This window comes from Noviherbaspirillum album, assembly GCF_035916955.1.
In the GTDB taxonomy this organism is placed as follows: Bacteria; Pseudomonadota; Gammaproteobacteria; order Burkholderiales; family Burkholderiaceae_D; genus Noviherbaspirillum; species Noviherbaspirillum album.
This window is the reverse complement of the sequence record NZ_JAWIIV010000052.1, coordinates 21176-35031: the sequence shown is the minus strand read 5'-3', so window position 1 is coordinate 35031 and position 13856 is coordinate 21176. Positions and strand designations below refer to the sequence as shown.

The 13856-nt window shown below is 50.6% G+C and carries 12 protein-coding genes and 1 pseudogene; 10 read left to right on the top strand and 3 right to left on the bottom strand.

Annotated elements, in window-relative coordinates; genetic code table 11:
• Window positions 1-68 precede the first annotated feature (68 nt).
• A pseudogene (locus tag RY831_RS30180) lies at window positions 69-515 on the bottom strand (helix-turn-helix domain-containing protein); the annotation flags it as partial.
• A gap of 487 nt (window positions 516-1002) precedes the next feature.
• Between RY831_RS30180 and RY831_RS30175 the strand changes: the two are divergent.
• The 10 genes from RY831_RS30175 (at window position 1003) to RY831_RS30130 (ending at window position 12039) form a co-directional block, all read left to right on the top strand.
• Window positions 1003-2106, top strand: coding sequence for a porin (locus RY831_RS30175; RefSeq protein ID WP_326510021.1), 1104 nt, complete (start codon window positions 1003-1005; stop codon window positions 2104-2106).
• A 789-nt stretch (window positions 2107-2895) separates the two neighbouring features.
• The gene (locus RY831_RS30170; protein WP_326510020.1) at window positions 2896-4209 is read left to right on the top strand and encodes a Rieske 2Fe-2S domain-containing protein; all 1314 of its coding nucleotides are present in this window, start codon (window positions 2896-2898) and stop codon (window positions 4207-4209) included.
• Between the two features lie 16 nt (window positions 4210-4225).
• Window positions 4226-5215, top strand: a complete 990-nt coding sequence (locus tag RY831_RS30165; RefSeq protein ID WP_326510019.1) for a substrate-binding domain-containing protein — start codon at window positions 4226-4228, stop codon at window positions 5213-5215.
• Between the two features lie 108 nt (window positions 5216-5323).
• Window positions 5324-6187 carry a carboxylating nicotinate-nucleotide diphosphorylase gene (nadC, locus tag RY831_RS30160; protein ID WP_326510018.1) on the top strand — a complete coding sequence of 288 codons (864 nt, stop codon included), beginning with the start codon at window positions 5324-5326 and terminating at the stop codon, window positions 6185-6187.
• A gap of 42 nt (window positions 6188-6229) precedes the next feature.
• Window positions 6230-7213, top strand: a complete 984-nt coding sequence (locus RY831_RS30155) for a PDR/VanB family oxidoreductase (RefSeq protein ID WP_326510017.1) — start codon at window positions 6230-6232, stop codon at window positions 7211-7213.
• Between the two features lie 36 nt (window positions 7214-7249).
• Window positions 7250-8452: a Gfo/Idh/MocA family protein gene (locus RY831_RS30150; protein WP_326510016.1), complete on the top strand. Its 1203-nt coding sequence runs from the start codon at window positions 7250-7252 to the stop codon at window positions 8450-8452.
• 165 nt (window positions 8453-8617) lie between these two features.
• The gene (locus tag RY831_RS30145; RefSeq protein ID WP_326510015.1) at window positions 8618-9541 is read left to right on the top strand and encodes a DMT family transporter; all 924 of its coding nucleotides are present in this window, start codon (window positions 8618-8620) and stop codon (window positions 9539-9541) included.
• A gap of 270 nt (window positions 9542-9811) precedes the next feature.
• Complete coding sequence (locus RY831_RS30140; RefSeq protein WP_326510014.1) at window positions 9812-10066, top strand: hypothetical protein; 255 nt, start codon at window positions 9812-9814, stop codon at window positions 10064-10066.
• Window positions 10059-11042: a Bug family tripartite tricarboxylate transporter substrate binding protein gene (locus tag RY831_RS30135; RefSeq protein WP_326510013.1), complete on the top strand. Its 984-nt coding sequence runs from the start codon at window positions 10059-10061 to the stop codon at window positions 11040-11042. The genes RY831_RS30140 and RY831_RS30135 overlap by 8 nt, the downstream gene beginning before the upstream one ends.
• 274 nt (window positions 11043-11316) lie before the next feature.
• Window positions 11317-12039, top strand: coding sequence for a maleate cis-trans isomerase family protein (locus RY831_RS30130; RefSeq protein WP_326510012.1), 723 nt, complete (start codon window positions 11317-11319; stop codon window positions 12037-12039).
• 76 nt (window positions 12040-12115) lie between these two features.
• On the opposite strand, the gene RY831_RS30125 is transcribed toward RY831_RS30130, so the two are convergent.
• Window positions 12116-12763, bottom strand: a complete 648-nt coding sequence (locus RY831_RS30125; RefSeq protein ID WP_326510011.1) for a CoA transferase subunit B — start codon at window positions 12761-12763, stop codon at window positions 12116-12118.
• Complete coding sequence (locus RY831_RS30120) at window positions 12760-13431, bottom strand: 3-oxoacid CoA-transferase subunit A (protein ID WP_326510010.1); 672 nt, start codon at window positions 13429-13431, stop codon at window positions 12760-12762. The genes RY831_RS30125 and RY831_RS30120 overlap by 4 nt, the downstream gene beginning before the upstream one ends.
• Between the last annotated feature and the right edge of the window lie 425 nt (window positions 13432-13856).

Below are 13856 nucleotides of genomic sequence, written 5' to 3'. Positions count from 1 at the left end.
CATCCTGCACCGGCTTTTACCGTTCAAACTGGGGAGATTTCAAACGGAAGAATTGGGGAGTATCCATCCGGCGGTGACAGATGCGCCAGCTGTTTGGTGTCGAGGGGGATCCGATCGCCGCAATGGGCATGCTCGTAGCGCACGATCGGTTCAACCGGTTCCAGGTCCGACAGCCGGGACAAGCCAGCCCGATTGAGCACCCGGCTCACGGTGGCCTTGGAAAGGCCCAGGTAGTGGGCGATGCGCATCTGGGTCATGCGTTTCTTGCGCAGCTCAATGATGGTGAGGGCTGTCGCGGCTGAAATCGACCGCGGACTTGCATTGGGACGAGAAGAGCGATCAGCCAGGCCGGACGGGCCTTCGGCGAGAAAGCGTCCTAGCCACTTCCTGACCGTTGCCGCGCTCACCCCATAGCGATCGGCGGCCAACGTGACAGATGAGCCGTTCGATGTCAGAGCCATGAACATTTCCAGTCGACGAACGAAGGTAAGTCGGGCATTCTTGTGGATGTTCATTCGGCTGTGCTCCTTTGGAACGGGTGGGGATTTGGCGATTCCCAGTGTCTCAAATCCAGTCCGAATGGACAGCTACAACCTATTGAAACATCACATCTAGCGCGGCCCTCCTTATGAGGATCCGAGCTTTTCTTTTGTCACTAACTTGCCGATCCTTGATGCGGTTCACTGCATCTCGGTAAAGCCATCGTTTCAGTTCTGGCAGCTACGGCCAGTTATCGATCGCAAATGTCGCTTATTCGTACATTGATTGAATAATCCATGTTGATAGCAGGTTGCAAAGCCGATATTCTCCATTCACTCCTTAGATAGCTAATTTAATCTGCAAAGGTACGAACCATAAGTCCGAGGATCCGACTCCGGTAGATCTCGAAAAGCTGCCTGTCAGTGTCCAACGGATATTATTGGGAACAGTGCAGCTAAGGCACCTAAGGAGACTCGCTTGCGTTACGTGGGAAGACATAACTAGTAAAAAATAGGAGAAATAATGAAAATCAACAGCAAGGTTCTTTGGCTCACCTTAGCAGGCGCAATGTCTGCTGGTGGAAGCGTACAGGCTCAATCTAATGTCACGGTCTATGGTCTGCTTGATACTGCGGTGGAATACTCAAAGCAGGGCGGAGGAGGGCTCGTACGCCTCCAACCTGGGAGCTTTCAAGGCAACCGTATCGGTTTTCGGGGCACAGAGGATCTGGGCGGAGGCCTTAGCGCGTTATTCCTCCTAGAAAACGGATTTACTCTTGACAACGGTAACCTTGCACAAGGTGGGCGGCTATTCGGGCGGCAAGCGTTTGTTGGGCTGAGGAACCAGCTAGGTACAGTTGCGTTGGGACGTCAATATTCCCCATACTATTTATCAATGCTGCAGCAAGACGCATTTCAGTGGTCAATGGTCGGCGGCTTACCTGCAATCACCAGAACTACTGGTGCGACCGCAGCAACAAGTTTGTTGCTGACAGGTTATCAGAACATTGGTAGGGTGGATAACTCCATAACCTATACGTCACCGAATGTTGGGGGGTTTACAGGTAACTTGATGTACGGCTTCGGTGAGGTAGCAGGCGACACCGGTGCGGGACGCGTACTTGGTGCGAGTTTGCGGTATTCCGTCAGTGCTTTTGACTTAAACATTGGCTATACCGAAGCGAACGACCCATTTGATCGTGGGTCATTGAAGGCGATGAACGCAGGCGGCAACGTTGTCGTAGGTCCGGCAAGGATTTATGCAGGCTATATTCGCGAGGAGAACACGTCGGCTACCTCGGCCACTGCTGCGCTTCCAAGCGTAAGGTTTGATCTTTATAATATTGGCGTACGATACAATGTAACGGGCGCTCTTGTGTTGATTGGCCAAGCTGCTCACATTAAAGATCGTAGTGCTGGACTGACCGTGGATCGTGATGCAAATGTGTATGCGGTAGGAGCTGAATATAATCTCTCAAAACGCACGTTGGTCTATTCCTCCTATGGCACGGTCGGAAATCGTAACGGATCCAATTATTCTCTTGGCTCAGGAACAGCGCTAGGCGGTCCGGCTTCTGGAAATGAACGGGCAAGAACGGTTAACGTTGGCGTTAAGCACGTTTTCTGACATTGCGGCTGGTGCAGTTTCAATTGATTTGATTAAACTCTGTAGGTAGAAATGGGGCAGCTCGTTGATAAGGCGCGGTTCCTTGCCAACTTGCATACAGATCGCGAGTTGCCCCATTTGCTTATTCCTAGACTTCCGTATTCGTCCTTTCTACTATATGTTTAAGGTGGAAAGGTCTTTTGCATCTCATCTATACTTATAGTGAAGTAGTTGTCCAAACGTACGGAAGTCAGCAGCTAGGCAGGAACCTCAAGCTGATTGAGCCAATCCTATGTGATCGACGCGCTAATTCTCTTGAGAGTACAGCGTGTACTGTAGCGCGTACGTTATGTACAGTCCCAGTGAATAAGTTGGTAGAGAAGGCCCACCCTGCATAAGCCAATTCCTGCCTAAACACTGAGGATTCTTTATATTGAATCATTACAATTGTTGGCTGTGAAGCAGCAATGAGCCTGTGCACTCGCGATGTGTAATATTCGGCCTCTTACGTCAAGCAACCTACTTCCAGAATAGCCTTTCTGTAGAGCCAATTGCGTCAATTCTACACGCGGAGCAGAGCAAAGTGCCGTCTTGTACAAAGTGGGATTGTTTAGCTTGTTATGAATCCAATCTCTTGTACTTTTGAGCGACTTAGGAGTTCGAGAAGGTTCCTGATTTTTATAAATCATATGGACAATCCAAAATACGCCTACTATAATAATACTTAGAGATCTAAGTAATACCGGGTAGAAAGATTGCTGAATGCAATATAGCCTTGTCCGGTATGTGTTCACCACCCAGGAGATAAGTATGTTGACCAACGAAGAGAATGATCTGCTGTGCCGAGTTGAGGGCGACGCGCCAATGGGGCAGCTCATGCGTAGGCACTGGACGCCGGTGTGCTTGATTGAAGAGGTTAGTGAGCCGGATGGGGCGCCCGTCAAAGCGCGACTGTTTGGAGAGGATTTAGTTGTCTTTCGTGACACTAATGGACGCGTCGGCGTTATGGACGAATATTGCCCGCATAGGCGTGCATCACTCGTTCTTGGTAGAAATGAGGATTGCGGCCTCCGCTGTCTCTACCACGGCTGGAAAATGGACGTCGAAGGCAATGTGATCGAGATGGTCTCAGAACCGCAATCGAGCTGTATGACAGATAAGGTCAAGCATAAGGCATATCCTGTAAAAGAGTGGGGTGGCTTTGTTTGGGCATATATGGGACCTGCCGAGACCATGCCTGAGTTCCGTCCGCCGGCCTGGGCGCCTACTGCGGACGTACGGGTCACGATCGCTAAAGCGCTCATCCCTTGCAACTGGGCCCAAGTCTTGGAGGGTGCGATTGATTCGGCTCATAGCTCAAGTCTTCACTCTTCTGATATGGTCCCCGCACGAGTTGGCGGAGCCGAAGCAACAGATACTGCTTGGTTGCGCCCTTCCACAGACAAGGCGCCGCGCATGCAAATCCAGCGTGCGCCCTATGGTTTCAGATATGCTGCATTGCGTCGTCCAATCACCAACGCGGCAGCTAACGACTACGTTAGATCTACGGTATTTGTCGCGCCGGCCACAGCTCTTATTCCGCCGAATAATCTCTATAACGTAGCCAACATCAACGTGCCGATGGATGATACAAACACGGCGTTCTATTTCATTGCTTGGGGTCATCCTTCCCAAACCCCAGAGACCGAAACGTGGAGAAAGTTTCTTGGCCAACGTGTTGGAGTCGATCTGGACAAAAATTACCGTCCTTTGCGCAACAGGGAAAATAGTTTTTGGCAGGATCGTCAGGCAATGAAAGCCGGAAATTTCACAGGCATTAGCGGCTTTCCGAATCAGGACATCGCAATGTGGGTCACAATGGGACCAATTGCCGACCGCTCCCGTGATCGCTTAGGTGCAAGTGATCTTGCAGTGGTTGAATTCAGGCGCCAAATGCTTGAAGCTGTACAAGCGTTCCAAAATGGCGAGCAGGCAATTGGAACAGGTGACGCCTATATTACGCCTGACGTATGTGCCTTCCAAGCTATAGTGCCGAAAACAACAGATTGGCGTTCATTCCAAGCACATTACGTTTGGGATAAGAGCGAATTAGCCCTTGAGCCTTCTTACAATGTGAATAGTTAAATTCGGGAGAGTAAAAGTGGCTAAACTTAACCTATCAGTAGCAATGGGCGATTATGATCGAACGCGCGCCCTGTTAGACGGGGAAGTGCAAATTGACGGCGTTGACCCGGTCTACATGACATTGTCTCCGGAAGAGATTTTCTTTCGAGCTTTCCGAAATGCCGAATTCGACATAAGTGAGCTTTCATTTTCAAGTTATCTGGTAAAAGCTTCCAAGAACGAGAGTCCATATGTCGCAATTCCGGTCTTTCTTTCTAGAGCATTTAGGCATACCTCTATTTATGTACGTAAAGACCGCATCAAGCGCCCTGAGGATTTGCGCGGTTGCAGAATCGGCGTTCCCGAATATCAGCTGACCGCAATTGTGTGGGCCAGATCCATTCTGCAGGATGATTATGGTGTCCGCCCGGAAGACGTGACATGGGTTCGTGGTGGTATTGATGAACCAGGTCGCCCGGAGAAAATCAAGTTACAGTTGCCGGAAAACGTGAAGATGGAGTCTGCTCCGGAAGGCGATACCATCTCTGCGATGCTTGACCGAGGTGACATTGACGGATTTATTGCACCGCGCCCTCCTGGGGGCGATGCGGCCAACAATCCAAACGTGGGATGGCTGTTCGACGATCCTACTGCAACCGCGAAAGAATATTACAGCCGTACCGGCGTTTTTCCTATCATGCATGTCGTAGGCATCAAGAAGGAACTACTTGAAAAGCAGCCTTGGCTCGCAGGCGCAGTACTAAAGGCATTCGAAAAATCAAAAGCGGCAGCTTTGGCAAAACTAAGCGATACATCTGCGACAAAAGTTACTCTCCCCTTCGTCGAAGAACAGCTGAAGGCAGCACGGGAGGCAATGGGATCAGATTATTGGTCCTACGGGGTAGGGCCAAATCGCAAAACGCTAGAAACTTTTGTCCAACATCACTATTCACAAGGGCTCTCATCGCGATTGATGTCGGTGGACGAAATTTTCCACCCAGCTAGTTACGAATCGTTCAAGATTTAAACTTTATCCCTGCCGAATTTTTCGATAGGGACTAAGCAATTACCTTGAATCGATGCCGGTAAATGCCATAATGAAATCAATGTTTCAGCAATTACGTGAGAGTCAGAGATGTACGATGTGAATGAAACATTAGAAAACGCACTTGCGCGCAACGTTCGTGACACCTTGCGTGAAGACATTGGGCGCGGTGACTGGACTGCACTTCTCGTGCCAGAGGACCGTGCCGTTCAAGCAAAAGTCACAATGAAAGAATCTGCCGTCCTGTGTGGAAGCGCATGGTTTGAAGGTTGTATCTTGGCGTTGGACCCATCAGCGAAGATTACATGGAACGAATCGGAAGGTGCCACGGTAAGTGCCGGTTCCGTTGTGGCAGAGATTAAATCTAGCGCTCGTGCGCTACTGAGTGCAGAGCGCTCGGCTTTGAATCTGCTCCAGATGCTGTCAGGAGTAGCAACGGAGACACGCAAATACGTGCAAGCAATCGATGGAGTCTCGCCTAATCCTAATGGATGTGCGGTATTGGACACTCGAAAAACGATGGCCGGTTTAAGGCAAGCGCAGAAGTATGCAGTACGGGTAGGCGGAGGTAAAAATCACCGAATGGCCCTGTGGGACGGGATTCTTATCAAAGAGAACCATATCGCCGCAGCAGGTGGTATTGCCGCTGTATTGCACGCGGCAGAAAGCCTTAACTCGGGGGTTTCGATACAAATCGAAGTGGAAAGCTTGGCGGAACTTGCGGAGGCCTTAGCATGCGGAGCCAAAAACATCTTGCTGGATGACTTCTCATTTGAAGATATGGCCAAGGCGGTATCGATTAATGAAGGAAGGGCAATACTTGAAGTTTCCGGTGGAGTTGATCTGAATTCAATTCGCGCCATCGCAGCTACTGGCGTAGATCGAATATCAATCGGGAAGCTAACCAAGGACGTAAGGGCGGTCGATCTTTCGATGCGCATCATTAGTGAGTAACCTCGCGGGTTGAAACAACGATGTTGCTCGTACTGCAGTAATATGGAGAACAAAATGGCCCTCTCACAAGGTACCGAATCGATGATGCAATTGCGTATCGCTAGTGCGCAATTTGCTGCCGAAGGCATCAAAACTTTCGAGTTTGTTCATCCGGAAGGAAAAGCTCTTCCTCCATTTACGCCAGGGTCCCATATCAAAGTTGAAGTCCCGAACGGCTTGATCCGTAAATACTCGCTATGCAACGATCCAAATGACAATAGTCGTTACATGATTACCGTGAAGCGCGACGACTCTGGTCAGGGAGGTTCAAAGAGTATTGTGGACGAAGCAAAGGAAGGGGACTTGATACGTGTATCAGAACCTGACAACGCTTTTCCGTTAGTTACCAATGCTTCAAGTTATCTATTTATTGCGGGTGGAATTGGCATTACTCCTATACTATCAATGATTCGGTCATTTGGAGAGTTGCCGCCTGCACCATGGAAGCTTTTGTATCTGACTCAGAAACCAGAGGCGACGGCGTTCCGCGACGAACTTGGCTCTCCGGAATTGAAGTCTAACGTAGTGATTCACCATGACTTCGGTGATCCCGCAAAGACCTTTGATCTTTGGCCAGCATTAGAGCGTCCAAAGAGCGGCGCTCATATCTATTGCTGCGGACCTCGGGGTCTAATGGAAGCCGTAAGGGATATGTCAGGGCACTGGCCGCACTCCAATGTCCACTTTGAAAGTTTCAACGAGGGCGGCGGCGTCCGTCCGGACGACAAGCCTTTTATGGTAAAGCTTGCACGTCAAGACAAAGCGTTGGAGGTTCCTGTTGGACAGTCTATATTAAATGTCGTTAGAGCGGCGGGATATGACGTGCGCGCTTCTTGCGAAAGCGGAACCTGCGGTACTTGTAGAACAAAATTACTGTCCGGAGAGGCAGATCACCGAGATATGGTGTTGATGCCTGAAGAAATGGAAAATCAGATTATGGTATGTGTTTCGCGGGCAAAATCAGCCGAGATCGTGATCGATCTTTAATCTTGTCTGTTAACGCTGAACACCAAGGGAGATGCCATGGATGGACGTCCTGTTCGACTAGGAATTGCAGGCCTCGGAAGAGCATTCTCGCTCATGCTTCCCACCTTTCTTGCGGATCAGCGTGTGCATCTGGTCGCTGCATGTGATCCTAGAGAGGGGGCGCGAGTGCAGTTCGCAAAGGATTTCGAGGCAGCGGTCTATGAGGATATTGAGGGCCTTGCCGCGGATCCTAATGTAGACGCTATATACATTGCAAGTCCACACCAGTTTCATGCTCTGCACACCCGTGTAGCAGCGAGCCGGGGTAAACACATCTTGGTTGAAAAGCCGATGGCTCTTACAATCGCGGAATGTGACGATATGGTCGCGACGTGCGATGCTGCTAACGTTCATCTGATTGTCGGCCATTGCCATAGCTTTGATACGCCTTATCTACAGACAAGGAAGATTATTGAAAGTGGTGAGGTGGGATCAGTCAAGATGATTCAGGCTCTTAATTTTACTGATTTCCTATACCGGCCACGACGACCAGAGGAGCTCAACACTGAGGAGGGCGGCGGTGTAATTTTTAGCCAGGCAGCTCACCAAGTAGATGTAGTTCGTTTGCTGGCGGGAAGTCGCGTGGACCGAGTCAGAGCCATATTGGGTGCGTGGGATCCATCGCGGCCGACAGAAGGTGCATACACGGCGCTATTATGGTTTGACGATGGCATCTTTGCTTCATTGACCTATAGTGGCTATGCGCATTTCGATTCAGATGAATGGTGCGACTGGATTGGAGAGATGGGCTCGACAAAAAGCGCCGATGGCTACGGTGCTGCACGCAGACGCTTGCGTGCGGTTCATGGTGCTGAGGAAGAAGCAAGGCTCAAGGCTGCAGCGACATACGGTGGCCGTGATTATGTGCCACCCAAAAGCAATGACCGACTTGCCAATCTGCCTGCACATCAACATTTCGGCCCAGTTGTAGTTGCTTGCCAACATGGAGATCTTCGCCCTACTCCAAGAGGAATTTTGATCTATGGCGACGACAAAATAGAACGACGCGACCTCACTCCCCCAGGCGTACCGCGCTTCGAGGTCATCGACGAATTAGTCGATGCTGTGCTTCATAACAAACGTCCTATCCATGATGGACCATGGGCACGCGCGACCTTGGAAGTTTGTTTAGCTCTTTTGCAGTCCGGTAGAGAGCACCGCGATGTGACACTTAGCCGCCAGGTGGGACTCGCTCGGTAACTATGCCGCTTGTAATCGATACATTTTGCAAGAAGCCGGCAGGGTAAGCATACGCTATCTGTTTGATTGGGACCAAAGTGGGATGCGTAGGTAGGTAACCCCTGAGCACGACTGGAAAACTCCTTACTGACGTCTATGACATCCGACACCGCTGTAGGCGTCCTGATGGCAGTTGCTGCCCTCATCATGTTTGCTACAAATGTCCTCGTAACCAAAGCTGCTTCGAACAAGCTTGATGTTAGCGTAGGATTTCTGATATCTGTAATAGTTAACTGTCTAATAAGCGGGCTAGCATCTGGAGTTCAACTTGTTTGGCAAACCAGTGATTTTAGCTGGAGTCTCAGCGGAGCAATAAGCTTTGCATTTGCAGGGATATTCTCAACCTATCTAGGACGATGGTTCTTCTATGAGTCCGTTGTGCGTCTCGGTTCTGCAAGGGCTAGTGTATTCCAAGTCACAAGTCCAGCTTTCGCAGCAGTGTTCGCTTGGTTATTTTTGTCTGAAAGGTTGTCCACCATTGTTGTAGTAGGAATCGCTTTAACTATATGTGGATTAATTGTTGTGGCATCTCCGGCACGGAATGCAAATCCAAAAAATGGAAATCACCATTCTTTACTCAATATTTTTTCAAAAGGGGCTTCCTGGTTAAAAGGTTCACATGTCCTATTGGGATTAGGAAGCTCAATGGCCTACGCGGTTAGTACAGTGTTGCGAGGTAATGGTATTCGTGAGTGGAACGAGCCTATCATCGGCGCTTTGCTCGGAGCACTTGCCGGATTGCTCGTCTATCTTCTTACCAGTCGAAATACGCACTTGCTGTTCGCAGGAATTCGACGTGCGAACCGGGAGGGTATCTGGCTGTATGCTGCGAGCGGTATGCTTACCATTGTGGCGCAAATCTGTGCGATTGCGTCATTCCGTTTCATTCCTGTCTCACTTTCCAATTTGATTACGTTATGTACTCCGTTCATTGTTATCCCATGTGGTTACTTTCTTCATAAAAACAGTGAACGGATAACAGCCAGAACTTGGATCGGTGCTGGACTCGTTTTTCTTGGTATCGCACTGATGATTTATATGAAAGAGTAAGCTTATAGATCCACCGACGGCGGCCAGGCGAAGCCCAAACAGTCGCTCAAACGGCTGAGTCCGTTCCGTGCCGGCAGTTCAATTGTTTTTACGAACGTGCAAGCGTTTCCCCTGGCTGCGTCGTGCGAATCGGTAAGAGGGTGCTGTAACGCCTATGTGATGTTGTGGTAGCGAAGAGGCAGAAACAGGTAGTTCAGTATTGACTGTGTAATCAATGTTGACCCGCCAATCCGCTATCGTTACTCTGACAATGCCGATACAAGCAACAACATGCGCACGCCCCTTATCGACCAAGCGTATGCAAGCAATCTAGATGTCGTAGCGCCCATGAAGGTGTGGGCTGAGCGACGGCTAGGCATTCGTGAGCGTGATGTCATGCTGGATTCAGAATGGAGAAATTCTGTACTCACAAGAGCTACACTGTTCAAGGCAGCGCCTATCGATGTTTTTACTGGTGACCTCGTTGGTCTTCTTGAGCCGTTTTTTTATACCTTGCAGATAACAAAGGAGATGCAAAATGTTTAAATTGAGTTTGCCAAAAATAATGTCGGTATGCTTAGGTCTTGTAACTACGGTATCTATGCATCATGTCAGCTTCGCTCAGTCTTACCCTTCTAAGCCGGTGCGCTTAGTAGTGCCCTATGCACCAGGTGGTCTTCCTGATACGGTAGCACGTGTGCTGGCGCAGAAGTTACAAGAAGCTACTAAACAATCTTTCATTGTAGATAATCGGCCAGGCGGGAACGGTGCCGTCGCTGCCGCAAATCTTGCTACCTCACCGGCTGACGGCTATAGTTTGCTAGTAACTGACGGCTCGATGCTCACAATTAGTCCCCTTACCAATAAGAAGCTTCCTTATGACGCCGAAAAACAGTTTGTTCCCGTATCGCTAGTTGCTACCTCGCCATTATTTCTTGCAGTCAATTCGTCGGTGAAAGCAAAAAATTTCGATGAATTCATCCAACTAGCTAAGTCCAAACCAGGCGCGTTGAATTATGGTTCATCGGGGATCGGAAGCACGCATCATCTTACTGGAGAGGCGATGAAGGCAGCCCTTGGGATCGACTTAGCACATGTCCCGTTCCGCGGAAGCGGCGCATCAGTACCTGCTCTAGCAGGAAATCAGGTCGAGATGGCTTTCGCTGCCTATCCTTCGCTGGCGACTTTCGAAAAAGCCGGCACAGTGCGGATCTTGGCCACTAATTCACTCAAGAGGTCAAGCTTGGCGCCAAATGTTCCAGCAATTTCCGAGAAGGTGCCAGGATTTGATTTTGCTGTGATCGTTGGCGTTCTTGCACCTGCAGGAACGCCGAATGAAGCGATATCGCGATTGTCTAACGAGCTGGCTAAAATTGCTCAGCAGAAAGACATTGTGGAAAAAATGAAGGCTGCAGGTATCGAAATGGTTGGAGGCGGCCCCGATGCGTTGAAGAAGGCGTTGGACGCCGAGCGTGTTCGTGGCGCTGCGGCCGTTAAAGCCGCAGGAATTCAGCCTGAATGACAGCAATGGCTAACCGCCGACTGAACGTGTAAGCTCGTAGTTTGAGGAGCCGTAGCGATGTACGAAAATTAGCAATGCCTCAATCCGAATATGTGGCGAGACCATAAGTCATGGCCCAGTATTCAGGTGCAAGGGAATGAACGGTCAATCCGTTCATTCCTATTCTTATAACAACCTTAAGTTGAGCGCAGCCGGTTATTAGCAGAAATCCGATACGGAGGCCCATTTTTATGAAATTGGCTAATAGTCAAAAATTGGGTAGCAAGGAGCATGTATGACACTTGGTCCGAATTATGGTTTTTTTGCGAGGATCGGGGTTTTGATTCCTTCTGGAAACATAACTGCGGAGCCTCAACTACATACTCTGCTACCGCCTGGAGTATCTATTCATACGACGAGGTTAAAGCTCACTGGAAGTTCCCCACGGCAGTTACTCAGCATGATAGAGAATGTAGAGGAGGCTGCGTTATTGCTCGCAGACTTGCGCCCGGATCTAATTGTTTTTCACTGCACTGCTGTTTCGACTTGGAATCCAGAGATGGACGCAGCTATTTGCCAGCGCATAGAGAATGTTACCGGAATAAAGGCAATCACGACTGCATCCGCTTTGATAAATGCCTTCCGTACGTTACATGTTCAGCGTACTGTACTAGTTTCTCCATACACGGACGCGATTAATCAACGTGAAGTTGCTTTTCTTGAGCATTACGGAATCCATACAAGTAAAGTTGTTGGTTTGGGTATTGATCATCCCGTCGACATGCACACAGTTGAGCCCTCTGTATGGGAGAGCCTTGTGCTCGAGAACCAATGTAGTGACGCTCAAGCTTACTTTGTCAGTTGTACTGCCGTTCGATCGCTGGAGGTAATACAATCGCTGGAGGACTCCATCGGAATCCCTGTACTCACAAGCAACCAAGTGATGTTGTGGCATGCACTGCGATCGGTTAGGGTTACATTGCCAATTCCTGGTTATGGCAAGTTACTGCGAATATGAAGTATGTCACGAGGAAGTACTGGTGACATACCCAGACCCCAATAGATAAGCGGGTTTTGAGACCTGCTCACTATGCCTACATTGGTGGCAAATACCTGAGCGGCACGCCGGTGATGCGCTGCAGCTCGTCGAAGCTGATGTCGGCGATCATCTCGCGCACCGCCAGTCCTTCCGGCGTGACATCGATCACGGCGAGATCGGTATAGATGCGGTTGACGCAGCCGATGCCGGTGAGCGGATAGCTGCATTGCGCGACGATCTTGCTCTCGCCGCTCTTGGTCTGGTGCTCCATCATCACGAACACCTGCTTGGCGCCGACCGCAAGATCCATCGCGCCGCCGACGGCCGGAATCGCGTCGGGCGCGCCGGTATGCCAGTTGGCAAGATCGCCGGCGGCCGATACCTGGAAGGCGCCGAGCACGCAGATGTCGAGGTGGCCGCCGCGCATCATCGCGAACGAATCGGCATGATGGAAATAGGCGCCGCCGGTCAGCAGCGTCACCGGCTGCTTGCCGGCATTGATCAGGTCTTCATCCTCTTCGCCGGGCGCCGGGGCCGGACCCATGCCGAGCACGCCGTTTTCGCTGTGCAGGAAAATCTCGCGCTCCTTCGGCAGGTGGTTGGCCACCATGGTGGGCAGGCCGATGCCGAGGTTCACGTATGCCCCTTCCGGGATGTCCTTGGCCACGCGTGCGGCGATCTGGTCTCGCGTCATTCGCTTCATGCCTGTTTTCCTTCCGGTACCACGCGTTGAACGAAAATGCCCGGCGTCACGATCGCTTCCGGATCGAGTTCGCCGAGTTCCACCACTTCCACTACCTGGGCGATGGTGCACTTGGCGGCCATCGCCATCACCGGGCCGAAATTGCGCGCGGTCTTGCGGTACACCAGGTTGCCCCAGCGGTCGCCGCGCAGCGCCTTGATCAGCGCGAAGTCGGCATGGATCGGGGTTTCGAATACATAGTTGCGGCCGTCGATGAGGCGGGTTTCCTTGCCTTCGGCCAGCAGCGTGCCGTAGCCGGTCGGGGAAAAGAAACCGCCGATGCCGGCGCCGGCGGCGCGGATGCGTTCGGCAAGATTGCCCTGCGGCGTCAGTTCGAGTTCGATCTCCCCGGCGCGGTAGAGCGCGTCGAAATGATGGGAATCGACCTGGCGCGGGAAGGAGCAGATGATCTTGCGCACCCGCTTGGCTTTCAACAGCGCGGCCAGGCCGGTGTCGCCGTTGCCGGCATTGTTGTTGACGATGGTGAGTTCGCGCGCGCCTTGCTCGAGCAGCGCATCGATCAGCGCCGCCGGCATGCCGGCGTTGCCGAAGCCGCCGATCATGACGGTCGCGCCGTCATGGATGTCGCTGACCGCGGCCTGCAGGGATTCTGAGATCTTATTAATCATGTCAGAAATTCGGAGTAAGGATAATTATGAGGACGCTATATCCATATATGTTCGATAACCGAACGTGAGTTTATTTGCGTATGCATTTAAGTGTAGTGAACCCAATTCTAACGGGTCAAGAATAAAATCCTTATAGTGTTCGGTGAGCGAACTTGAATATTGACTTAACGTGTAAATAGCATATAACTTCTCGATGTCAGTGCAAGAATATTATCTAAGCAATCTATATGAACTATGGAGACATCTAATAAATGCGGATCTTAAGGCCAAAATCTGATGCCGCTAGCGCAGAGGCGGCCTTCTTCATCGTAAAGGCAACTGGTTCGGCGATACCGGTTAACTCAAGTTTCGAGTTCTTTCGAGTTAGTGACTATCGGTAAATTCAGCAAATCGGGGAACACGTAGCGCCCGCTTAGGAACTGTCG